Annotated in this window: 11 protein-coding genes and 1 pseudogene; 3 read left to right on the top strand and 9 right to left on the bottom strand. The window is 41.4% G+C overall.

Annotation, left to right across the window (positions count from 1 at the left end; all coding sequences use genetic code 11):
• Positions 1-76: 76 nt before the first annotated feature.
• The 6 genes from FVQ77_04485 to FVQ77_04460 all read right to left on the bottom strand — a co-directional run bounded on the left by FVQ77_04485 (position 77) and on the right by FVQ77_04460 (position 12578).
• Positions 77-1492, bottom strand: coding sequence for a dipeptidase (locus FVQ77_04485; protein ID MBW8049591.1), 1416 nt, complete (start codon positions 1490-1492; stop codon positions 77-79).
• Positions 1493-1541: 49 nt separating this feature from the next.
• Positions 1542-3857: a T9SS type A sorting domain-containing protein gene (locus FVQ77_04480; GenBank protein ID MBW8049590.1), complete on the bottom strand. Its 2316-nt coding sequence runs from the start codon at positions 3855-3857 to the stop codon at positions 1542-1544.
• Between the two features lie 253 nt (positions 3858-4110).
• The gene (gene plsY / locus FVQ77_04475) at positions 4111-4758 is read right to left on the bottom strand and encodes a glycerol-3-phosphate 1-O-acyltransferase PlsY (GenBank protein ID MBW8049589.1); all 648 of its coding nucleotides are present in this window, start codon (positions 4756-4758) and stop codon (positions 4111-4113) included.
• 188 nt (positions 4759-4946) lie between these two features.
• On the bottom strand, positions 4947-10412 hold the full coding sequence (locus FVQ77_04470) for a hypothetical protein (GenBank protein ID MBW8049588.1): 5466 nt from the start codon (positions 10410-10412) through the stop codon (positions 4947-4949).
• A gap of 261 nt (positions 10413-10673) precedes the next feature.
• Positions 10674-11594, bottom strand: a complete 921-nt coding sequence (locus FVQ77_04465) for a phosphatidate cytidylyltransferase (protein ID MBW8049587.1) — start codon at positions 11592-11594, stop codon at positions 10674-10676.
• A 3-nt stretch (positions 11595-11597) separates the two neighbouring features.
• The gene (locus tag FVQ77_04460; protein ID MBW8049586.1) at positions 11598-12578 is read right to left on the bottom strand and encodes a CPBP family intramembrane metalloprotease; all 981 of its coding nucleotides are present in this window, start codon (positions 12576-12578) and stop codon (positions 11598-11600) included.
• 105 nt (positions 12579-12683) lie between these two features.
• On the opposite strand from FVQ77_04460, the gene dusB reads away from it, so the two are divergent.
• Both dusB and FVQ77_04450 read left to right on the top strand, forming a co-directional pair.
• A complete protein-coding gene (gene dusB, locus FVQ77_04455) occupies positions 12684-13673 on the top strand; it encodes a tRNA dihydrouridine synthase DusB (protein MBW8049585.1) in 990 nt (329 codons plus the stop codon).
• Positions 13674-13972: 299 nt separating this feature from the next.
• Positions 13973-17506 (top strand): hypothetical protein, encoded by a 3534-nt coding sequence (locus tag FVQ77_04450; protein ID MBW8049584.1) that lies wholly within the window; start codon positions 13973-13975, stop codon positions 17504-17506.
• 705 nt (positions 17507-18211) lie between these two features.
• Here FVQ77_04450 and FVQ77_04445 read toward each other — a convergent pair.
• Both FVQ77_04445 and FVQ77_04440 read right to left on the bottom strand, forming a co-directional pair.
• Positions 18212-21115: a TonB-dependent receptor gene (locus FVQ77_04445; protein MBW8049583.1), complete on the bottom strand. Its 2904-nt coding sequence runs from the start codon at positions 21113-21115 to the stop codon at positions 18212-18214.
• Positions 21116-21293: 178 nt separating this feature from the next.
• A complete protein-coding gene (locus FVQ77_04440; GenBank protein ID MBW8049582.1) occupies positions 21294-21656 on the bottom strand; it encodes a hypothetical protein in 363 nt (120 codons plus the stop codon).
• Between the two features lie 107 nt (positions 21657-21763).
• On the opposite strand from FVQ77_04440, the gene FVQ77_04435 reads away from it, so the two are divergent.
• Positions 21764-23584: a T9SS type A sorting domain-containing protein gene (locus FVQ77_04435; protein MBW8049581.1), complete on the top strand. Its 1821-nt coding sequence runs from the start codon at positions 21764-21766 to the stop codon at positions 23582-23584.
• 1275 nt (positions 23585-24859) lie between these two features.
• Here FVQ77_04435 and FVQ77_04430 read toward each other — a convergent pair.
• A pseudogene (locus FVQ77_04430) lies at positions 24860-25054 on the bottom strand (isocitrate dehydrogenase (NADP(+))).
• Between the last annotated feature and the right edge of the window lie 1663 nt (positions 25055-26717).

Here is a 26717-nt window from a genome sequence, read left to right as displayed (position 1 = left end):
ATAACCATCTTAACAATTGAACAATGAAATAATATATTTTATGATTACAATATTGCGTAATTAAATTGTTGCTACATTAGTCTTTCATCTCCGCAAAATACTTATAAAACAACGGTATGGTCTCAATCCCTTTCAAATAATTGAATATCCCGAAATGCTCATTTGGAGAATGGATCGCATCAGAATCTAAGCCAAAACCCATCAGCACGGTTTTCAAACCCAGCTCTTCTTCAAACAACGCCACAATGGGTATGCTTCCTCCTTCACGCATGGGGATAGGTAACTTTCCGAAGGTTTCTTCAAAGGCTTTGCTGGCAGCATGATAAGCAGCGGAGTCGGTGGGCGTAACTACCGGTTCACCGCCATGGAGCGGTGTTATTTTTACGCGCACTCCTTTAGGTGCGATGGATTTAAAGTGATCTGTAAAGAGGCCGGTGATTTTTTCTGACGACTGGTTAGGCACCAGGCGCATGGAGATCTTTGCATAAGCTTTTGAGGCAATCACCGTTTTGGCTCCTTCACCTGTATAACCTCCCCATATTCCATTTACATCCAGAGTGGGCCTGATGGAGGTTCTTTCCAGGGTAGAATAACCTTTTTCTCCATATACATCTTCTATATCAAGCTCATTTTTATACTCCTCAAGGTCAAAAGGCGCTTTTGCCATTTCAGCTTTTTCGTGGGCGCTTATTTCAACTACATCGTCATAAAACCCGGGGATGGTAAGGTGGTTATTTTCATCTTTTAATGAGGCGATCATGTTGCATAGTATATTTACCGGGTTTGCCACGGCTCCGCCATAGGTGCCGGAATGCAGGTCCCTGTTCGGCCCGGTTATCTCTACCTCCACATAACTTAGTCCCCTGAGCCCGGTGGTTATGGAAGGGGTATCATTTGCCAATATTGAGGTATCAGATATGAGAACAATATCAGCTTTTAATTTTTCTTTATGAGCAGCTACAAAGTCCCCTAAATTATCCGAACCCACTTCTTCTTCTCCTTCTATCATAAATTTTACATTGCAGGCAAGATTTCCCGTGGCCATCATTGTTTCAAACGCCTTAATGTGCATATACATCTGTCCTTTATCATCACAGGCACCCCTGGCATATATCTTTTCATCTTTGATGACCGGTTCAAAAGGCGGTGAATCCCAAAGTTCCAGCGGATCAGCCGGCTGTACGTCATAATGCCCGTAAACCAGTACGGTTGGCAAAGCATCATCTATTATTTTTTCTCCATAAACGATGGGATGTCCCGGGGTAACACAGACCTCAGCTTTTTCAATTCCTGCAGCAATTAATTTTTCTTTCACAAATTCTGCAGCTTTTAGCACATCATTTTTGAATTTACTATCAGCGCTGACAGAAGGGATTTTTAGCAGGTCTAATAGTTCGTTGATGAAGCGCTCTTTGTTTTTGTTGATGTAGTTTTTCATCTGTCTTCGTGTCTTTGTGGCATTTTTTTTTGCAAAGATATAAAAAAAAGCCATCCCACCTATAAACAGGTACGGGATGGCTTTATGAAAGATGGTGTTTATTTTACTTATAAAGAATTATTTTTTTTGTGATCACTTTATGATCAGTAATAATTTTTATAAAATAGGAGCCGTTTGCCTGATTTGACAAATCAAGTGAATAGAAACTTTGTTTATTTTTATCATTATTATTGAATTCAGCTAACCGTTTCCCTAATATGCTGTAAAGCGCAATACTTGTATGCCTGATATTGAGCAGTTCAATCATTAGCTTGCCAGTTGACGGATTAGGGTATATTTTAACATTACCCGCTTCTTCAAAAAATCCGGCTATAGCGGTTAGTAAATTAACTGTATCGGTAAGAACGATAGAATTACCGCAAACAATGTCAGTAACAGTGACACTATATACACCGGCAACAACCCCTAAAACCATACTTGTGGTATCTCCGGTATTCCATAGATAAGAATAGCTTCCGGATCCTCCACTTGCAGTAACAGTAACTACACCATTTGTATCTGCAGGAGTTGATTGACCAATGGTTGTTGTTGTACCGGTAAGAATTGCCGGCTCGGAAAGAGTAAGCGTAGCAGTAGTAGAATCCCCTAACGAATCATATACCGTTACAGTGTAAGTACCAGCACAAAGTTTAGTTGCTGTAACCGAATCCTGGTTTAATGAATCATCCCATAGATAAGTAAAAGGAGGTATTCCACCAACCACATTTACGGCAGCATTTCCATTACACACGCCATTGCATGTAGGATCTACATAGGAACTTATTGCAGCAATGAGTGGATATGGGGGTAAATCGATAACGGCATTGATCATGATATCTTCTGCCTCAGCACTCCTGTATGCACCCCAGACCCCACTGAGCACTTCGTAAGTTCTCAAAGAAAATGGTGGTATAAGGTCAACACCAACACCTATACCTTGGGTAGTAGTATCAATAAATTGCCACGAAATGTAAAATCCGCCATCATTTATTAAGATAGGAGCAGATAAATTTACTGAGTTCCAACCACCAAGAATAACACTGTCAGGAATTATTGTATCAGAAAAAAGTACTGTACCGGCAGTTCCACCGGGGCCATCATCATCCCACAATGCTGCTACAAAACCACCGGAATCAACAGTGGTTTGAATTATAAAGTATAACAATTCCTTTACAACAGTCGGATAAAATGGTGGTATGAAATGAACCCCGCAGCCTTCAAATCCAACTCCCTGACCTGGCGTCATCCCATTGTCCCAGGATAAGGTATCCTGAGTTTTACCAACAGTATCAATCACTACCATCTCTGTTTGGATCTGGTTATTAAGTGTATTAATATCGCTTGATAGATTTGTAAATGTCATAATCGTGTATATATCTGCCGAATCAGGTGTATATATAGTAGGGTAAACGATGGTGGTATCAACACCTTGGGCTAAAGATGGAATGCTCACTGTATCACTATAAGCAATTGTAAAATCGGATCTTTGTATTTCAATGAATGTATTAAAGGCTGTATCAACATTAACATTTCCAACATTAGATACATTGGTAGCCATGTTAACGCTTCTGTTTGCTATTTCAAAAAACCCGGCATTTGCGGCATTGTTGGTCCATGATGGTTTGACGTCTTCAACAGACAAGGTAACACTGTCAGGATAATAGAATTTAATAGCCGTTGCCGTGTCTGGTTTAGTACTAGAAACCAATAAACCAATCTGTTCGGTGATATTTTCAATACCTGTTACACCTGGGTATGTAGTGGCATCATATGAAGGAGCCCACGATCCCTGTTGTTTTTTATATTGAAATGTAATAGAACTATCAGTTTTGGCAAAGATGACTTGAAAGGTATTTGAGCCTAACCAATCATTTGGGGGTGCGGCAGCGCTTGACCAAAAAGCTACATTCTCATAGGATACGATGAGTGTATCTATTAAATTTGAGTAATAATATAGTTTCGAAGGATTTCCTGCTCCATCAGGCTTGAGATCAGCCATAAAGGGTGCAACCACATTCTCTTTACCATCCACTGAAGGTGTAGGAGGAAAACCGCCATCTCCAAATCCAGAGGAAATGACATAAGAAGTATTCAAGGCAATGTAGCCATTAGAGCCAACAGAAAAACCAGATATATCCGACCAGTAATATTTAAAAGTAAAGCCGAAAGGAAAGATAACTGAAACATTGTCATCGCCCAACCCGGTGATCTCTGTACCAATGGTTGTAATGTCTATCCAGTTGTAAACCGGAGCGTCAACGCTGATGTCATTGCTGTTTTTCCAGATATACCCATAAGTATCAGGCCCGCCTGAAGTTTGGGCAAACAAAGAGCAATAGCCAAAGATTGCCAATACGAAAGTAATTGTAAGTTTTGTCATGATTTTATTTTTATTTTTAGGTTAATGAAGCCAAAACAGGGTGCAAAGGTAGGGCATTTTTTTTAAATGCAAAAAAAATGATATAAATTTTTTAAAAAGCACAGCGTTTCTTAGTAAAATTAGCTGTATAGCTGTAAATAATAAGAAATAAAATATTTGTATAGGGATGCTTTTACCGGTCATTGTAAATTACGAAGTACGAATTACGAATGACGAATTCGTACTTCGTCATTCGTAATTCGTCATTTTTAATTCAGGTTTTATTTTTCCTCAACCTTATATTCGCCTTACTTTCCTGTCCGTTGATAAGCCGGATAATGTTTTTTTGGTGGGTAAGCACAACGATGGCAAACAAGGCAAATCCGAAAGTGATGATAAAAGGCTCATCAGGATAAAACCTTGGAAGAAGAAGCAGGAGGGGAAATGCCAGGGCTGCTGACAATGAGCCCAGGGAGACATATTTTGAAATGAAAAGAACAATAAAAAAAATGATCATACAAGCCAGGGCTGCTTCAATATTGATAGAGAAGATCACGGCTATTAGCGTGGCAATGCCTTTGCCTCCTCTGAATTTTACATAAACCGGAAAAATATGTCCTAAAACAGCGGCAGTGCCAAAAATTATTTTATAAATGACCAGGTCATCATAAGGGATCAAATTCAACGCTAAAAGGAAAGTAGCAAACGAAGTAGCCGACCATCCTTTCATAATATCAACAGCCAACACAATGACGCCTGCCCGCTTTCCCAGAATTCTGAAAGTATTGGTTGCACCGGCATTGCCGCTCCCGTATTCCCTGACATCAATTCCATAGTATGCCTGTCCGAGCCACACTGACGTAGGTAGTGAACCGATGAGATAAGCAAAAAGGGTACAAAATATGATTAAACAGATTGTCATATCTGAAAAAGTTGACTCCCAGGTATTCGGGGTCAATTGCTAACTGTTCCTGAATACTCTTGTTCAACCGGTGTTTATAAATAGAAAGCCTGCAAAGTTAAGTATTATTTTTTAAACAACCAAATTCAATTCTTATTTACGGGATTTACGCGAATCGCGAATAAGAACGTTAATTATCAAATTGTCTCCTATTTCCTGCCTTTTTTCTTAGGCGGCTTTGACCCGGCTTTCATCCGCATATCCATAATTTCGGAATCATCAAAATCATCTTCTTCTTCATCGTATGTTTCTTCTTCATCAAGTTCCTCTTCTTCCTCTTCTTGCTCAAAAGTGCCTTCTCCCAAATATTTTGATTTGAATTTTCTAATAAACAAGGCTTTATCCATCAGGTCTCCCAAAGCAAAAGCATACTTATCTTCAGTAATTGCATCTCTATTTCCTTTAGCTTTTGAGGCAATAATATCATTAAACCTTAGATCAGACGAAGTAGCAATAAGCTTGTTGATGGGCGTATTAACGCTCATTTTATACCAGAATGATGTATTATCATAATGGAAATAATACCATTTATCATAGGCAAGCTCAATATAAATATCTACCTTATCTCCGGCCGGGGTTTTGCTCATCTGCAGATAGCCATTAACTTCTGCATTGACGTCATTTTTCAGGATGTTGGACAGACCCAGTTTACCTACACTATACCAGGCCTTGTATTCATTTGACCATTTAAGCGTTACGTCAGAAAAGACGATGGATTTATTTAATTTATTAGAAAAAGTATAAAGAGGTGAATATTCATAATCCATAAAAGGAGAATTTTGAGCTGCCAAATGCTGTTTATATTCTTTTGCTTTCTCATTGCCAATTATTTCTGCCAACCTGTAGATCAAAGTTGAATCATTGTCATTAGGCTTGTTGGACTCTTCTTGATCTTCGACCGAAGACCCCTGCATCTTCTCGATCATGACCTGATCAGAGATTAAAGATTTAGGAGTGGTAGCTTTGACAATATCTTCTCCCATTAATTTCAGCGCCTGGGTAGGAAAGCCGAAATTAAATGATAGAAATGTGTTGAACGAATACTGGTTGGTAGCAATGGTGTCTATGATATAAGAGTTAGCTATCAGAGTATCAATGGTATAAGCCACGAGAGTATCAAGAGAATAAAGAGTATCGGAGGTAAAAAGTGTATCCGGGTTTAGAAAGGGATCAAGGGTGTAAAGCGTATCGGTAGTGTTGAGAAGAATATCGGAAGTGGAAAGGAGTGTATCTCCTGACGGGAGATGGAAAATGGAAAATGGAAAATGGGAGATAGCAGACCCCGACTCTGTCGGGGCAGATGGGAAATGGAAGATAGAAGATGGAAGATAGAACAGCAAATCGTTTCTGTAAATAGTGTCAGTAGTATAAAGTGTGTCATAGAACTGAATAAGTTTATTATAAATCATTGGATTTATGGTGAAAAGGGTATCGGTCATGTAGATAGTGTCGTAAGAGGAAAAGTATGCGCTGCCGCTGCCGGAAGCGTCACATACAAAACTTTTATTATCATTTCGGGTAGTAACCAAACTTAATTTTCCCTCATAATCAATCTCGGAAGTGGAATCACGATACACCATTACGTTGCCCTGATAAGATAGTCCAGCGTTTTTTTCAGGAGTGGTGATCTTAAATTCACTTTTAAACGGTTCAATATAAAGCATCCCCTTAGCAGGCAGCACGTCTTTATCAGTATTCTGGTACTTTTGAGAAATAAAAGTGCTGTATAATTGTGAAGTGCGCTGATTTATGTGCAGGCCGGTACTCAGAGGTTTACCCATAGCAGAAACAAGGTCTTCAACCTTTATAAATACATTAAATATATCTTCCTGGTTAGTGTATTTAAACCAGTTATCAGATTTAAAAATACCTATCATTTGCAGTTTAATAAAACCATCTACATCCAGATTATCTTTGTCTGCGTGCAAAGCAACCTTTCCCCTGTAAAATATTTTGGGAGAGATGAAAATGCTGTCATCTTCCAGCACTTCGCCATAAGCAGCAGTGGAGACAATATCTTTCTTCTTTTTAGTTTCTTTTCCCATCACAAACTTGTCAAATTTTATCCGGAAGGTGTCATTAGCCAAATTAACAAAATCATAGATTGCATTGCCTTCAAATTCATTTCTTGAATTTACAAAAATGTTACCGCTGTGAAGTTGATGGTAACCATTTAATGTATCCATGGTAATCTCTGCTCTGGTGAGCATCGGTATTTTTGCATTTTCAAGCACAAAAATTTTATTACTATCAGGGACGATAGAGGCGTCTGCAACCTTGATTTCCGGGATACCATTTATGTTTAATGTAAATTCATCCATATCATAGATAGCGCCCGTAGCATTAAAAGCTAAAGAATCCTGGTCGGGATGGGTGGAATAGAAGTACGAATTTTTAAGTTCGCTTCCTTCAGGCATATGCATGGTTACGGTTCTTTTATTCAAATCCAGCAGCCCTTTTTCGATGGATGTTTTATATTGTGAATAAGGGAACTCGGTGCTGGGGAATCCTTTTATTTCAGGGGTCCAGTCGGCAATAAGGTTTTGCATATCAAAGTCGAGTCTCACTGAGGTACATAATAATGCAGGCTTTTTGGGGTTATCAGAGGCTATTTTAAAAGTTGCTCTTCTGGCGCTAAAGTCATTTTCTCTAAAATGAAACTTATCAGATATTGTTGCTGCATCACTTGTAGAGACTTTGCCAATTCCATATAACCCGGTTGCAGTTAATAGCGTGGTTCCATCTAATGTAGCGTCTCCTTCATAAAGCAGGATCGGGGCTTGTATATCGGTATTGCTTAAATACATACCGAGCTTAGGCAGCCATTTCATCAGGCAGCGATCATAGGTTGTCTGAGGGCAGGATGCTTCGTTATAATTACCTTTTTGTATATACCCTGCTGTGGCTATAGCTAAAGTAGAATCTAAATAAAAAACAAAATCCTCTGATTTTAAGGTAGCCATTAAATATTTGAGCTCTCCCGGTCCTCTCAGGCCCTCGTTGTTTAAGGTAAGCATGTCGTAAAACCGGGCGTCATCCTTTCCGTAAAGATTATACCCACCATAAGGGACCTTGTGCGTAAATCCAAGTGAGTAATCCGGCATAATTCGCAATCTTTCCTGGAAGGGTGGGAAAATGCCGCCCGAATAAAAAGTGCCATAAAATGAAAAGGAGGCAGGATTATAGCTGTTGAGGCTATCAAGATCAAAAGCAGGTATTTCAAAATACATACTTTTATCATAAGCATGATTGAGCACTTTATCCCGGTCAAAATAGACCTTTCCTCCCTGTGGGGCGGCAAGCTTAGGATAATCCGGAAAGCTTTTTCTTCCCGATCTGTTATTTGGCTTATTAATATATAAAATACCCTCCTCAAAGACCATCTGGTTATCAAGTACTCCTACTTTATCCAATCTGAATTTCAGTGAATCAACCTGTTTTAAAACTACAAAAAAACCATCATAATCAAACTTGAAATCCTGCCCGTAAAACAACATATTACCAGCTCTCAACATGCCATTGAATAATAGATTGCGGTCTTTTAATATTTTGATCTGGTTACCTTGCGGAAGCACAAACACCCTCATCGAATCACTTAAATAGAACTTGCGAATGCCTCTTACGGTGAGCTCATTGTTAGAAATGTCTAAAGTAGCATTTTTCCCTGCTGCGCTTAAAGACCTTATCAGCATATTATCATAATCGGCTCTTCCCATGCTGGCATACACATAATGTATACCCTTAGGTTTTAATTTAATAAAACCCGTTTCAGCATTATAATCTATAAACCCCTGCCTGTCCAAAGATACACAGGTAGATTTAATCGTGTTGGCATTTTTCTTATAATCTCTTGCTATTTGATCAACATAAAATTGTTTTTTCCCTTTTAAGCGTCCGTACATTACCACCATTTGTAGTGGATGAAAGCTTAAAATACCCCCCATTTGTTTGTACCTGACAGGATCATAATATTCTCTTGACTCAAAAAATGCCGGTACTTTGTGTTTTGCAGTAATTATAGAAAAATTTACTTGTGAAGTTTTCAAATCCCAGTGAAGAAATTCTGCTCTGATATCAATATTATGATAGGAATCGGAGAATGCTGTATGCTTTGATGTACTTCCACCTGTTACCAACTTTAACATGGCAGTATTTTTATTGTATTTCAACTTAACTTTTGGGTGAACGATTGAGTCTTTTCGCTGAAATGCTACTCTGTTGCCGTCCATCAACGAATCTTCATATTGATAAAGGACAAAATACGCATTTTTAGAGGCAATTAAAGAGTCGCCTAATTCAAATCTTTTCGCTAACAACCTAAACATTAATTTGTTTTTTCTGAGAAAGTTCATTTCGCAGTTTCCTCCGGTCACTGATAAACTGTTCATCCTGTTGCCGGCAAGGGCTAATCCACCTTTATAGATGAGGGCCATTCCTCCTTTATATATCATATTTTTCCCAAAGTTTTTGATTTTAATATCGTTAGAATAAGACTTAAATTTGGGGTATTGGGCTTTCAATGGATTTGAATATTTTTTACTTTGAAATTCAAATATTCCTTCAACGGGGTAGCCAACCACTTCAGGATAGTGTAAGGTAACTGAGTCTACTTTTAAGGTAGGGCTTTTTACGTTAAAATTATATCCTTTAAATTCACAATAAAGCGCTGCTGGTGAAATTCCCACTTTACTCCAGTCAAATTTGCCGCTATCCCCGGTAAAAATGTTGCTATAAAACATGAAGGTGCCATTTGTGCCCTGAATTTGATTGGAGCCATAATTTGTTCGTAAGGCAATGTTGGCGTTTTTAAAAATTATTACAGGGCCTTGTATTGGGGTTTGCTCAGTAGCATCATCTTCTGTAACTTCATCTCCTAACAAAGCTTCGATCCTTTGTTTGCTCGTGGTAAAATCATCTTCATCCTCATCACCCCAACCTTCATCCTCCCAACCCCAGTCATCATCTTCTGCTTCTTCTTCTTGTGCTTCCGGGTATTCGGGATCATATTCATCAAAGATAGTTTTTTCTTCTTCCGGTTCTATATAATCAAAAGCATAGGTTCCTCCAATCACAAACACGCTGTTATAGTTTGAGTCGTACAGGGCTTTTTTTTCAAAAAACAGCCTGGTAGTTGCAAGAAATTTACTGATCAAGGCATTGCTATTTTCAGGTCTGTCTATCACTTTAAACATTACGGTTAAAAATGTATCAAGTATTTGTGAGTCTATGGAGTCATTTTGAACAGCATAAGAAATTGTATTAAAAAAATTCTGAAAGTCTGGTATTGGCTTGAGTCTTCTTTTTGCCATCTTTTGAGCGATGCTGATCAGTACTGTCTTTTGACCACCGGTGAGTGAAACCCATGCAGAATCGAAATTTACTGCTGCCTGGATTGCAATTTCATAGGTAGTGGCTTCCATCATCTGGTTGATGTCTGTTATGAACTGCTCCGGCTCATCAGAGAATTTGAGTGTTTGTGCAAAAACTTCACCCCCAACCCAGGACCCCTCTGAATCTCCCACAAAGGGGGAGAAAAAAATCCAGGAGGAAAGGTGGAGAAGAAAAGCAAATGCAAAAGCAAAGCTGAATGACAATATAATTTTTTTAAAGATCATAACACAAATTTAGGTAAATAATAATATACAAACGAATATTTATCATTGATATTTTGAGTCCACTCTAAAAAGTCTTTTTTGCCACAAAAGCACAAAAACACAAAATCCCACTATAAATTAACTAATTGATTTTCAGTGTTTTGTGGGATTTAGTGCTTTGGTGATTTAGTGGCATTTTTATTTTTTGGACTTTTTAGAGTGGACTCATATTTAAATTGGGCTCGCTTCATCTGCAACGCTCTTTCTTTTTTTCGTCATGGGTTACAAAAATTTTAAAAATGCCGTCACAAAAGGCGCTGCCAGGAACAGCCCGTCAAACCTGTCAAGAAATCCTCCGTGGCCGGGAATTGTTGTTGCCGAATCTTTTATGTTAAGGCTGCGTTTGAATAATGATTCCACAAGGTCGCCTAATGTAGATGATATGATTATTATCAAAGATAAAGTCATCCATTGCCACAACAGCAGGTCTTTGAAATAAAAAGATAAAATCAAGGCAGTGATGAGCGAAGCAACACCACCCCCGATGGTTCCTTCCCAGGTTTTTTTCGGTGAGATGCGCTGAAAAAGCTTTGTTCGGCCAAAATTGATCCCTACAAAATATGCCAGTGTATCATTAGCCCATACGATGAGTAAAATCCCTAAAATGACCTGGTAACTATAATACTGGATGCTGGATGCTGGATGCCGGATACTGGATATTAGATGTTGGATAGCAGAATGTTCTGTTGAAAAGGCTGCAATGTTTAACAGTGCAAGTGGGAGGGCAATGTAGATTATTCCTAAAAAAGTAAAAGCAATGTTGGTGAAGCTGGATGCTGGATGCCCTGGTAGATCTGGATCTCCGCTTCGCTCTGACTGGATACTGGATGCCGGTTTAAAGAGTTCAAAAAGAAAAATTAAACTTAAAAATGGGAATAAAAGATAATAATAGTTTTGGCTAATAATTTCTTTTTCTATTAAGAAAGTTGATGTGAATAAAGTTAGCCCGCAGATGAGCCCTAAATATAGAGCCGGATTACAAATACGACCCGCAGCCACATTTTTGTAAAATTCTAACTGGCTGAAAAGACATATCAGGAAGAACAAAGCAAAATAGGTCCATGCACTGAAGCAAATGCAGAAAATTATCAGAGCGGCTCCGATAATACCAACGAGGATACGTTTTTTAACCACAGATTTCATAGATTACACAGATTTTCTAAACAAAAAAATTAATCCAATAGTTAATACCAACGAGGTAATCACAAGCTCAATTGGCATAGCTTCGGTTGATTCAATATCAAAGGTAATAATATTTAGTTTTCCTAGATAAATGATCACGGCAGTAAAGCAATTATTTATAAAATGAGCAATTATCGGAATCAATAAATTTCCCGACCAGAGATAAAGATAGCCAAAAATTATTCCAAGCAGCATTCTGGGGAAAAAGCCATAAAACTGTATGTGGATAGCGCTGAACAAGAAAGCAGAGATCCATATAGCAATGTGCCGGTTTTTGGTTACCTGAAACAATTTATTTTGTACCAACCCTCTAAAAACGAGCTCTTCTCCTACTGCAGGAATGATTGCTATTACCAAAACCCCCAGTAAAAATTGCGGGAAGCTGGTAAAATCTGTAATTAAATTTGTTAGCTCTTTAAGCATTAATTCTTTTTCAGCAGCCCACTGTTCGAAAGAAGAAAGAATCTCCGGGAATTTTATATTAGCGTTCCATTCAATTATGGCTGAATTCAGAGGCATCAATACGATTACTATAATTATAGTTATCACCATCGGGACGAGGAACAAGAGACGGGGGACAAGGGAGGAGAGAAAATTGTAAAGATTGCTCTTATCAATGAAATACATGAATAGTAGAGGCGAAATAATAAACATACCTAATGATACAATTCCCTGAATTACCAGGAATGGGATTTTTGATTCAGGATTATTTACAGGGTCACTGAAAACATTTTGCATGGTGATAATATCAAAATCAAAGAATGGCAAAACTGCCACTGCTGCAATAAATTGAAATATCAACCATCCGGCAAAAATGAATAATATCAGCATGCCCAGGGATAGCAAGGTGCTTTGGGTTGCAGTTCGAGTTTCGAGTTTCGAATATTGTGGATTTTGGATTAGATTCCTCGCTTCGCCCGGAACAAGTTTTGGATTTAAAGACATAATTGCGTAAATTTACGGGAAAAACTTGTAAAAACATAGTGCAGAGAGCAGAGCGGTGGCAGCTATGCGCCATGCGCCATGCGCTATGCGCTATGCACCCTTCACATGGTACGTATCGGCAATTTAGAACTTGGAGAATTCCCATTATTACTCGCTCCCATGGAAGATGTCAGTGATCCTCCGTTCAGGGCTGTGTGTAAGGACAAGGGGGCAGATCTGCTTTACACAGAGTTTATCTCTTCAGAAGGGCTGATCAGAAGCGCTGAGAAAAGTGTGCGAAAGTTAGACATTTACGATTATGAACGGCCAATTGGTATCCAGATATTTGGGGATAAGATCGAATCAATGCGGGAGGCTGCTGCTATTGCTGAAGCGGCTGATCCTGAGCTGATTGATATAAACTATGGCTGCCCTGTTAAAAATGTTGCCTGCAAGGGTGCCGGAGCAGGTATCCTGTTAGACTTGCCCAAAATGCAGAAAATGACCGAAGAAATTGTGAAAAAATGTACCTTGCCTGTTACCGTTAAAACGCGCTTAGGCTGGGATGATCATTCAATTAAAATAGTTGAAGTAGCAAAGCGCCTGCAGGATGCCGGAATTAAAGCCCTCACAATACATGGCCGTACAAGACAACAAATGTATAAAGGAAATGCAGACTGGTCATTGATAGCGGAAGTTAAAAATTGTGATGACATACATATTCCTATATTTGGAAATGGCGATGTTGTTTCCCCTGAGAAAGCCGTGGAATACAGGGCTCAATATGGTGTAGATGGAATTATGATCGGAAGAGCAGCTATCGGATATCCCTGGATATTTAATGAAATTAAGCATTATTTCAGAACCGGTGAAAAACTACCTCCTCCTGATATAGAAGAAAGGGTTGAAGTCTGTAAAAAGCATCTGGCAAGATCCATAGAATGGAAAGGGCCGCGAACCGGCATTTTTGAAATGCGCAGGCATTACAGTAATTATTTCAGGGGGTTCCCGGATTTTAAACCTTTGCGGACAAGGCTGGTTACGGGAGAAACACTTAAGGAGGTCAGTGAGATTTTGAATGAAGTGGGAGAAAAATATGAGCTTGTTGTGTCGTAGAGAAGGATTGCGAAATGATCTTACGAACAAAAAGAAAATAATAACACAAAACTGTCATTGCGAGGGAGCGCAGCGACCGAAGCAATCTGTTTAATTGTACTACTTTCTATGAATGGATTGCTTCGCTGCGCTCGCAATGACAATTCTTTTTAGTGGGATTTTGTGTTTTTGTGCTTTTGTGGCAAAAAAGACTTATTAGAGTGGACTCATTACTTAAAATGAAAAAAACTGCCTCCATATTTTTACTTTTTACTTTTTACTTTTATTCCTGTAGTTCTTTATCTTAACAATTATCAACCATGAAAACATCAAACTACATCCGATTTATCGCAACTGCTGTGTTGCTCCTTCAATGCACGCTTGAAGCAACTGCCCAACTGCCCCATAGACCGGCCATCACCAATTTTACTCCAAAACAATACAAAGCACACAGCCAGGTATTCTGTGCCGCAACAGACAAAGCCGGAAGGGCATATTTTGGAACCGCAGATGAAATATTCATCTACGATGGCGCCTCCTGGAGCCATGTGCCGGTGGGAGCCGGGAATTATATAGTCAGCATGGACTTAGATACCGCTTCAGGCATTATTTATGCGGGTGGCAGCGGTGAGTTCGGATATATCGCCCCAACAGGGAAGTACGAAATATTAAATGCAAGTACCATTACCGGAGCGCTGGAATATGTGTCGCTGACAGACAAAATACCCCCGGCCTCCGGTACGGGGCAATTCTCCAGTGTATGGGAGACCCATGCCACCCGGTTTGGTATTGTATTTAATGCATACTCCCATCTGTTCCTCTATCAGCCAGAAACAGGAAAGATGGAGGTTTTCCTGCCTGACTCGGTTTACAATGAAATAACAGGCAGGCAGGAACAAATACCCCCGGCCTCCGGTACGGGGCAGGCCGGCAGCGCCAAAAAGGAAAACACGGAAAAGTTAAATACCACCACTTCCGGCCTGTTTTTCAGTTCATTTTATGCACCCGCCCTGGTCGAAGCCGGAGGAACTGCCCCTGCAACCGGCAATGCCGGGGGAAACCGGAAAGATACAGAGGCATCGCTTTATATCCAGCATGATGGATTGGGCATCCTTACCTTTGATCCTAATCTTACGGACGGGGCAGGCGGAACAGCATGGGAGCTGCTTCCCGGTACCAAAACCATTGTAAAAGAAGGACGCATTTATGCCCTTCATCCCGTACAGCAGGTTTATCCGGACGCAACCGGGGAAGCGATGGCTGCCGGTAACTATACCGGCTTGCTTTTGTATGTGAAGCCCGGTGGCTTTTACCGGTACGACAAAGCGGCAGGGCAGGTTTACCCCGGGGTGACGGGCGCTGATACGGAGCTGCCGGATTTTCAAAACCTGCCCGCCCGCCTGTCTGGCGGACAGGCCAAAGGCCTATGGCAGGCGGGTCCGGGAGGGCTGCTCATCAGGAACGGACAATACGTGCGCTACAACCCTTCTGCATTACCCTATAACGCGGCATTGCTCTCTTTCAGCGGCATCCCTCCCCTGTACATGGCAGGAACACGAAATGACGGAATAGTTGGTTTGGAGCTGACCGGCCCAGGTTGGATGGAAGAAGGATCCAACGGGGCAGGCGGCATGGCTTTGACCCCGCTGTTCCATTTAAGTAAAAAAGAGGGGCTGAGTGATAACCTTATATGGAACCAGTTGTATCTTCCCGCTGCATCAGGCGCTATGGAAGCAGCGCCCCCGGGCGCTGTATGGCTGTGCACTAACAACGGTATCAGCCGGTTAGAGTTTCCCTCACCCGTTGGCTGGTATGGATACAATGATGGGATAGATGGAAAAATTCAATCCATTGCCATCATGAATGAAAATACCCCGGCTGCTGCTGTGTGGCTTGCCACAGCACAGGGCTGTTATTACAGCGCTGGCGGCAGGGAAAGCAAAGCGAAAATGACCGGTTCCGCAGCAACAGGCAGCCTGTTTCAAAAAGTACCGGGCATTGAAAGTCAGTGTCGGAACATCCGGTACCATCCTCCAACCGGCAGGTTTATCCTTGCAGGAAATGTCGGCTTATATTCCATACAACCCGCCCGTGAACAAGTCGGCAGTCGGCCCCAGTACGGTCGTTTCTCCCTACGGGGTAAACAGTCGGCAGTCGGAAAATCAGTTGAAAGTGATGTAATTGTTGAGAAAATACTGAAAGCACAAAGTCAAGGCCTTGCCATCAGCCACAGGGGAGCTATATTTACAGGCGGCAGGGATGGTTTATACAGAGTAGCTCAACGGCAGGGTCACCCAGGCTGGGAGTCAAAACAACTCCTTTCGAATAAGGAGATAAGAGAAATATATGATATAGTTACCCGTCCCCTGCCTTCCGATACAACCCTTACCGAGGTGTGGGCAGGCACAATCTATGAGGGAGTGCACCGGATACTCGTGGATGAGCATGGAAATGTGACCGGGCATGAGCATTATCAGGCAGGCAGGGAAGTACCGGAAGGATATACCGGGGTTTTCCCCTGGAAATCTCCTGATGGAACCTGGGAGGTGATGGTGTGTACTGATAAGGGGTTGTACGAAGCAGCCCCAGGAGGGGGTAGAGACACGGTGCACCGTGTCTCTACCCCTGACAGGAAGCGCTACAGGATCATACCCTGCACCCAGTTTGGAGCAATGTTTGCAGATACGGGAAGGCCGGTATACAGCTTTTTCCAGGCGCCCAACGGGGATGTGTGGATGTCAAGTAAAAGTAAGGTCGTTCACTGCAAATTAACCCCGCAAGGTGCATACATGGTGGATACCATCCCTTTTTTGAGCATGAATATAGGGGTTCCACGCGTCATTTACCCTGCGCAGGATGGGTTAATATGGATAGGCGGAGATGACGGGCTACTGCGGTATGATCCTTCGATTGTATTGAATTATGAGCATCCCTACCCCTGCATGGTCACCGAAGTGAGAGCCCCCCTCCCACAGGCTGGCTCAATGTCCACTGGACATCGCCCTCCCACCAAAGGGGGGAAACCGGGTGTGATAAGAGATACGGTGCTGTATGGCGGCTTTGGTTATAATACCGGCACGGCAGCGCCGCGTGTAGTACAAAAACAGCCGGCAGCAATGGCGCCCGTACTCCCTTATGACATGAATAATTTCACTTTCCGCTTTGCTGCGCCTTTTTATGTAAAGGAAGAGAAAACGCAGTACAGCTTTTTCCTGGAGGGTACTACCAAAGACTGGAGCCCGTGGAGCACAGAAACCAAAACCAACTTCACCAACTTAGACCCCGGCAAATACACCTTCAGGGTAAAGGCAAAGAATGTGTATGGGCATGAGAGTGCTATAGGGGAGTACCGCTTTCGCATCCTGCCGCCCTGGTGGTTAACGTGGTGGTTTTATGCGCTGCAGGGCGGGGTGTTGTTCGGCTTGTTCTGTATTATACTAATGCTGCGCGGCACAGGAGAAAAACGCCAGAAGCTCATAAAAGTACTTGCTTATATGTTCATCTTCTTAGTGCTGGAGTACGCGCAAAACTACACCGAGGAGGCGCTTGCCTCCTACATCACCGGTATCGTTATCCTGAAGATCGTGCTTAATGTGTCCATAGGCGCATTGCTCATTCCGTTTGAGGGCTTCGTCCTGCGCATCGCCCGCGCCACCGCCAGGCTGAAGGTAAAAACACAGCGAGACTTTAGCGTAAAAATGCTCACTAAGAGGGTGGAGAATACGATCGTGAAGAAGGCGAGGAAGGATGAAAGGTATGAGATAACAGGGAAAATGCTGGCAAAAGGGTCAGATATCCAATTTATAGCAGAAGTAACCGGACTGAGTCTGGCGAGAGTGAGAGGGTTGATGTAGCTCGGAGTGGGACTCCGATAGCGTGGGAGTCCGAACCCCATGGGAGTCCGACTCCCATGGGGTTCGGACAAACGATGCCATCGCTAAAAACCAATATATTTAACAACATCATTGCTTAAAACAACAGCAGTATAATTAATTGGTCGTTAACTAAATAAAGCGATGGCATCGTTAATTCCCTGTAGGGAGGAACGACCGTACTGGGGAACGAACGGGACTCCGATAGCGTGGGAGTCCGACTCCCAGCCTGCCCCATAGTGAGGTTTACCCCGTAGGGAGGAACGACCGTACTGGGGAATATGGGAGTCCGACTCCCGGTCGGGCTCACAATAAGAGACCACGGAAATCCTCATTATTCGGAGCCCCACTCGGAGTGGGACTCCGATAGCGTGGGAGTCCGAACCCCATGGGAGTCCGACTCCAAGTCGGGCTCACAATAAGAGATCACGGAAATCCACATTCGGAACCCGTCACACTAAAACAACTAAACCAGGAATAATAAATTTTTGTAGAGCTGTATCACAAGAACAACAAAGAGAATGAGGACAAACAAAGAATTTTAAACAACTTTAAATAAATACCAAAGGGCATCTCTAAAAACTACACCATACATTCCCCTCTATCAAGAGGGGCAAGGGGTGTGTTTTAAAAAATATGTAGTTTTTAGAGATGCCCCAAAATGAAAAATTTACTTTCAAATCGAATTTACAGGCTAAACGTCCACGAAGTATAAATTATCCTCCCAACAGCAGGAGCGCCAAAAGCTTCAATATGGCTATTTTTCAGCAGGTTGGATGCGCCAACCCGAAGTATGGAATGTAGATCGGAAAAATTATAGTTTAACTGTACATCCAACAAATTGTAAGTTGGTACGTTCCCGTCACCAAATGAACTTTCCCAACTGAAACCTTCTATCCATTTATAATTAACAGAAAATCCCAATCCTTTATAAATGCTGGTTCCCTGTAAGCCGACATTAAACTTATTTTTCGGTGTATTAAAACCGGGAATGAATTCGCCAAGATTTGATGTATCCATAAAAGCATAGGTATAATTGAGCTTAGCCGTCAGTCCCCTGCCAAAAAAATACGATATACCAATTGAACCGCCATAAGTTGTTATATCTTCTTTTGCATTGACCGGTATCTGATACAGTTTGGAGGTACCTGCAATAATAGCATTAATGCTATCTTCGCCTGTTGGAACACCTGTCCCGGAAAACAAAGGCCTTATTACTCTTCTGTTGCCTATAAAATTAGAATAAATGCTGTAATATACAGTCATATCAACGTATAGATCATTATTAAAAATACTCCTGTAACCGATTTCTAAAGAGTTAACATGTTCGGGTTGCAGGGGGGCAAGTGTTATGATCTTTAGCGTTGCTTTACTTATTGAATCTATATGATCAAGATTATATACCCACTGATTAAGAGAGACTTTTGTAATATCAAACATATCATTGAATGCATCAACAGATCCTCGTGTATAATTAGTTGAACCGTTCAGGTTACCTTCCAGAAATAGTGCACCAAGGTCTATATACAAGTATTGGTTCTGTAATGTAGGAGCTCGAAAAGCTGATTGGACGGCAACCCGGAAATTATTATCCTTGTACGTGTAAACGGCTGATGCCCTGGGGGAAAGCTGCGGATCATAATTCTTGTGATCATCAAAACGGATGGAGCCGGTTATTTTTAATTTGTTGTCTAAGAAGCGTTTTGAGATTTGAGTATAAGCTCCATATTCCCATGTGGAAATATCTACGTATTCTGAATTGATGTCAATATCTCCACTTTCCAAAGCATCGGAGCGATTGATCAATGTGTCTGAAAAGATTGTCCCAAAAGAATGAGGGTTGTATCTTCTGAACGAAGCGCCTGCAATAATACTGGATAATCCAAGATTTAATTTGTTACCAAGCATTTCAGTAAAGTCATATTGCGCTTCGAAATGCTGCAGAGAGGAGGCGTCAACAAATTTAGAGCCATCTTTTTTTCGGGTAGGAATATTGATTGTTGCATTATAAACAGAATCAAATTGAGCCGTACCGGGTTGATACCATGAATTTGCAGCCGCACTTACAGCAGCAGAATGAGCGCTGTCAATGATTGCCTGTCTGTCTTCACTCCACCAATTGCCGTCGTCACTGCTTTCGAATCCATTGGTTAGCGTATCTAAAATATCAAAATATTCACTTAAATAGTCAGGAACATAAAGATCCTCAATTGATTTCTTTGATAAGAAAATTCCTGTAAATACAATATCGTAAGCATCGCCTGCATTTTCCAGCGTTGTGTATCCTCTTACGAAAAAGTTTTTACCGGTTAGCTCTAATTTGTGCTGCTGGAATTGTATATTTTTGATACTGAACCTGTTGGTAGCCTGGAAAATTGCTGTTCCAAGTCCGAATTTATAATCGTAGGATATTTTGAGACTATCGTTAAATTTATAGTGAAGGCTTGCTCCGGCTTTTATACTTTTAGTGGAATAATCAGCAAGGTCTGATTCCATATATCCAGGCGCTGATGGGATATTTATTTTCCCGGGGAAAAGGCCGCGATTGAAACCAAGAAAATTATTTAAAGCGATCCAGTCATCTATTTCATCCGGTGTAAAGTTTAGTGTATCATATTGTGCTTGAGCTACGATACTGCTGAGATCTACTTCTAACGGATCATCGCCTCCAAGAAATTCATCTCCATACCTGTTTGCAGCAGTGTCAATAGCTTCCCAATCATCTGCCTGCATATAAGAGCCGGTAAATTTAAAAGCAAGTTTGTTGTTTAAAAAAGATGGTAAAGAAGGAATTAAAGAGGTATCTAAAACCTGGGCATATCGAAATTGCCCGTCAAAAAGGTTTCTTGTCCCGCCTTTTACCAAAACGTCTAATCCGGTATAATCAAATGGGTTTTTTGTGGTCATGCTGACTACTCCCTGCATAGCGTTTGGACCATATAATGCTGAAGCAGGACCGGATATTAACTCTACACTTTCAAGGTCTAATTCAGAAGCGCCCACAAGATTGCCAACGGAGACCTGGAGGCCTGGCGCCTGGTTGTCCATACCATCTATAAACTGTACGGAACGGGTGTTAAAAGTAGTATTGAACCCCCTTGTATTTATAACTTTAAAACCCATACTGGCCGTAGCAACATCCACTCCTTGCAAATTGCCGATATCCTGGTAAAAATCCCCTGATGCTGCACCCTGGATCTCCCTGGCGTTGATTTTTTGAATTGAAACAGGAGATTCCATAATGGTCTCTTCCACCCTGGAAGCTGTTACCACAACTTCCTGCCCTGTAAACGCTAAACCTTCCATCGAGATGTTCAAGGCTTTAGCAGCATTGGTTACCCGCAAATCCTTTTTCACATAACCTATGAATGAGATTTGTAATGTTACCGGCAATGAGTCAACTTCAAGTTCAAATGCTCCATTAAAATTAGTGGTGGTGCCTGTGGTTGTTCCTTTGATCACAATGTTGGTGCCAACCAGGGCTTCCTTGTTTCTATTATCTAAAACCTTGCCCGAAATTTTAATTTGAGCATTAACACTTTGAAATAATGTGAATATTAGAATTACTGATAAAATTCTTATTTTAGTCATAATGATTGAGTCCACTCTAATAAGTCCAAAAAATAAAAATGCCACTAAAACACCAAAGCACTAAATCCCACAAAACCCTGAAAATCAATTAGTTAATTTTTAGTGGGATTTTGTGTTTTTGTGCTTTTGTGGCAAAAAAGACTTTTTAGAGTGGACTCATGATTATATTGTTAATTTTCTAAGCTTTTGCCAGTATTTTATCGAGAATCTTTGTTTGTGTTTCACTGCTTTTTACTGTTGCTTCACTGCTTTTTTGAATTCTTTCAAGGGTCTCGGCTGTTGCTTCACTGCTTTTTTCTATTCTTTCAAGGATCCTGGCTGTTGCTTCACTGCTTTTTTCTACTCTTTCAAGAATTTTTGCTAATACTTCAAAACCCTTTCTTTGCCCTTCCTCTATTTTCAGCAATATTTCACTTTGCTTCATTTGAGTTTGGTCAATTGATTTAAGCGATTTACTGTTTTGTTTCCTCACATCCCTAATAAACCAGGTAATGGTAACTAATCCTGCTATCAATGTTACATAAGTTATTGTAGGTTCCATGGTAGTTTTATTTTAATTGCAAAAATAATAAAATTTTGTATTAATAAAATTTTATTACTTATCTTTGTTTGTTTTTATTTGAACTTCAAAAAACAAATTATTTACAAATGAAAAAAATCAAAAAAATAATCCTGCACATCATGTGCAGAACAAAAGTTGCAATATTGCCTATTACCTATCGGAGCCCTGACTGTGTCGGGATAAACTCCGCTAAGATTTACCCAAGTACCCGGGGGATCTGCCTACTCCTTGCTGTTTACTGCCTATTGCCAACTGTCAACTGCCTACTGCCAACTTTTTCAAAAGCCCAAAACATATCAGTCAGAAGAGGCCCCTATTTACAAGTTGGTACACCCAATAGCATGGTGGTTCGCTGGAGAACAGATTCACTTACTCCGGTAAACAGCAGGGTTTATTATGGTTTGCAGCCTGATACTGCAGGAATGTCAATCATTGACAGTGCTGCGCTTACCACCGAACACGAAGTAAAGATCACAGGTCTATCACCAAACACCCGTTATTACTACGCAATTGCAACAAGCGATTCTATTTTGACAGGACCGGATAGTATGCAATATTTTCAAACATCCCCTTTACCGGGTACTGTACAGCCGGTCAGGGTGTGGGCAATCGGTGATTTTGGAGAAGGCAATAATGGTCAAAGAGCTGTACGCGATGCTTATAAGAGCTATATGGGAAATCAGCATACTGATGTATGGCTATGGCTTGGAGATAATGCTTATGACACAGGAACAGAATTAGAATATCAGACAAATGTTTTTGATATGTATCCGGAGATATTTGCAAAGACAGTGCTTTGGCCCAGTCCGGGCAATCACGACTATTCAAGCGTTGATACAACTACAACACCCCATACAGGAGTTTATTATGATATTTTTACCATGCCTGTCAGTGGAGAAGCAGGTGGTAGTTCCAGCGGAATAGAAGAGTATTATTCATTTGATTATGGAAATGTACATTTTTTATCACTGAACTCAGAAAGTGCAAAGTGGAATGGTGTGTTTTGGCCAGGCAACATAGATTTTACTGCCCGTGCAGATATGATCTCCTGGCTTAAAAATGATCTTGCCAATACAAATCAGCCATGGATCATTGCTTATTGGCATCAAACTCCCTATTCAAAAGGCACTCACAATTCTGATAATGTTTATCCAAATACTCCTGCAGGATTTGAGTTTTTTATGAAAGCCATGCGTGACAGCATTCTTCCGGTCCTTGAAGATCATGGTGTTGATCTGGTATTGTGCGGGCATAGTCATAACTACGAACGTTCCTACCTGATACGCGGCCATTATGGATTTTCCAATACATTTGATACTGCAACCATGCTGCTTGATTCATCAAGCGGCAGTCTGTTAGATGGTACACCATATATAAAGTATACTACCGGCCCGAATGCCAATTACGGAACAGTTTATGCTGTTGTTGGAAGCTCGGCTAAAAAAGGGAACTTTGCAGGCGATGGGCAATTAGACCACCCTGTAATGTTTACAGGTGATTATATTCTCGGTTCAATGGCGCTTGAGATAACCGGGGACACGTTGAATGCATATTTCATTGATACAAACGCAGTAGTTTTTGATAACTTTACGATCATCAAGGTAGAAGATACTACGACAGGTATTGATCAATCTGTAATTTATAATCATCAATCTCTAATCGTTTATCCCAATCCTTTTTCCGATAAAGTACAGGTTCAATATACCCTGAATGCTTCAGGTTTTGTATCATTGGAAATTTATAATATCTTTGGGCAAAAGGTTTATACGGTGGTTGAGGAAAAACAAGAGCGTGGTAAATACAGATACTTTATAGATGCTTCAAAAACAGGTGTGAATAAAGGAATTTATTTTTTCCGATTAATAAGAGAAGGAAGGTTAGATATTCAAAAACTAATTAAGTTTTAAAAGTTTATAGCGATGAGTATGTTTTATATTTATTATTTACCGGTATTTTGTTTTTGTTAGTTACTTTGTATATTTTTGTAGCTACTTTTATTAAAATAAAATGAAACTAAATTTATTAAAGGCTAAATCGTTTGGCGTATTTCTAGCATTATTTTTCAATTTTCAATTTTCTCCCGATTTTACAGGGATTCAATCCTACGCCCAGGAATGTGGCGTCATATACGTAATTCCCGCAGGCGCAACAAGTGGCATTGCAGGCACCAAGGCTACACCTGCCAATTTAACCTATGGATTAAGCCTCGTTATTGCTTCCGATACGATCGTGTGGCTGGCTGATGGCGTTTACAATATTTCAAATACCTTACAGATACCTGCCAATACAACCATTGAAGGCGGCTTTGACCCGGTCACCTGGGTAAAAACCAATGCAGACAGCAGCATTATAGCAAGGGATTCACTTAACCCTGATAATATAAATAAAGCATTGATCGCCCTGGAAGGTAACACTATTTCTAATTTCAGGCTGCAGGATCTGACGATCACTGTTGTAGATGCACCGGTCAACACCGGGATAACTGTTTATGGTATTCATTTGATCAGTTGTTCTAATTACAACATCACTCGTTGTGCCGTAACTGCCGGTAATGGTGGAGATGGTGTAAATGGAATAACGGGTGCCAACGGGCTACCTGGTAATCCCGGTGGAAATGGAACAGGAGGGGCTGATGATACGTGGGACCAAGAAGGTCAGGGTGGTACTGGCGGTACCGGTGGCGGTGTAGGAGGCGGTACCGGAGGTTCCGGAGGTACATTGTCATCAGGTTGTGGTTGTGTGGGAGATAATGGTGGTGCGGGAGTAATTCCTAGCAACTGCCGTGCCGGTGGCGGTGGTGGTGGTGGTGCAAGCGGTGGTCAAGCAACCAGCAGTTTTTTGGGTGATGCATTAAATGGAGGATCTGGCGGGAATGGTAGCTGGTGCCCGGCTTGTGGAGGTGCGAATACTGGTGGTGGTGGTCCGGGTATTCAAAGTGGAAGCTGTAACGATGGGGCTAATTGCGATTTTAATTTATCAGGTAAAGACGGCAACTCCGGCATCTCTGGAGCTCCCGGAAGTACCGGATTGCCCGGAGGAACCGGTTCACATGCGGGTGGGTATTGGGTTACTGGAACTCCCGGGTTTTCAGGTACTGATGGCTGCGGTGGACAAGGGGGGCATGGCGGAGGCGGTGGTGCCGGTGAGAAAGAGGTACTTTTTGGATGCTCTGCCGGTGCAGGTGATGGCGGAGGCGGTGGAGGTGGAGGCGGTGAAGGTGGCGCTGGAGGAACCGGTGGCGAAGGTGGCGGATCTTCTTATGCCGTTTATTTATTCGACAATGGTGCAGGTGGTGTAATCCAGGATTGTAATTTAATTTCAGGTTCATTTGGTTTGGGTGGAAATGGCGGTTTTGGAGGTAGTGGCGGTACCGGTGGTGCCGTGGGACTAGGATATCAATTTTCTAATGATGATATCGGATGTGGCGGACATGGCGGCAGTGGTGGTGATGGCGTTGCTGGTGGAGATGGTCTAGATGGACAATCAGGCGAAAATTTACCACTATACGAACACCCGGGTGGTACTGCTGCAATAGTGTTAGGCATTATTGCTGTTCCGGGTAACCTTCCGTTTATCAGTGTACTCAACGTGGGCTGTACCAATGTGGAAGTTATCTTTACTGCTCCAACATCCGATATCTGGGATTTTGGTGCTAACGCTACACCTGGTAGTGCAACCGGTACCGGACCGTTTTCTGTAACTTATTCAACTCTGGGGAGAAAAACCATTATTTTCGGAACAACAACCTTTACTGATTATGTACATATTTTCAGATCAGGGGTTGCTTCAGGGAATTTTATCAGCCCTAACGATACAACCATATCAGCAGGCTGTCCAATAGACTTTTCATCCACACTTTCGGGTGTATTTTATGAATGGACTTTCGGTGGAGGTGCATCTCCTGATACTTTGGCAGGAGCCGGCCTGCAAAACGTAAATAACATTTTTTTTAATACCGTGGGAACATATAATATCATTTTAAACCTGACGCCCGCTGATTCCTGTTGTGGAAAACCAATAGATACTATTACGGTTACTGTTGATACAAGCGCTTTAACCTTAAATTTAACAGCTACGAATGACAGCATCTGTGAAGGGGATACCATCATTTTTACGGCAGTGCCGTCAGGTTTTGTCAGCTACGAATTTTTAATTAACGGTGTTTCCGTACAGAATAGTGCGAGTAATATTTATACAACAGACAGTTTAGCGCCAGGCGATAGTGTACAGGTAATAGCATCTGCCGGTGGATGCTTCACCAATCCCATCGCTTTATTAACGCCCATAGTAGTGCCTACGCCAAAAGCTACTTTGACCATTAATGACCCGGATAGCACGATATGCCAGGGTGACACCATAACCTTTACTGCTACACCAACCTTTTATATTAACTATGAATTTTGGGTTAATACCACCTCTGTACAATCAGGGCCATCAAATACTTTTTCAACAGATACCCTCTCAAACGGAGACACCATCACTGTGGTAGTTCCTAATATTCTCGGGTGTCCCGGCCCAACCAGCAATTCTATTCTTATCACTGTGAATCCTGTGCCCAGTGTGAGTTTAAGCAGTTCAGACGGTGATACGATTTGTACCGGAGATAGCGTAACTTTTACCGCATCCCCACCTGTTTACAGCTTATATGGATTTATAATTAACGGTTCTTTGGTACAGGGTGGCCCGGACAGCGCCTACACCACGACCACTTTAATCAATGGAGACAGCGTTACGGTAGGTGTTGTTGACATTAATGGTTGTGTGAGTCCCATTAGCAATGCTTTAATTTTTACGGTAAATCCAATACCTGCTGCTCCAACAGCATTAGCTGATACTACCTACTGTGATGGAAGTGCAGTAGCAGACCTTACTGCAACGGGTACTAACATTGAATGGTTCTCCGATCCGGGGCTTACAACTTCAATCGGAACCGACTCCCCATTTACTATTTCTCCCGGTACCGGCACAACTACTTACTACGTAACCCAAACTGCAAGCGGCTGTCAAAGTCCACTTGATTCTGTTGTAATTACGGTTAAC

Source organism: Cytophagales bacterium (assembly GCA_019456305.1).
Lineage (GTDB): Bacteria > Bacteroidota > Bacteroidia > Cytophagales > VRUD01 > VRUD01.
This window is presented reverse-complemented; position numbering and strand designations above follow the sequence as displayed.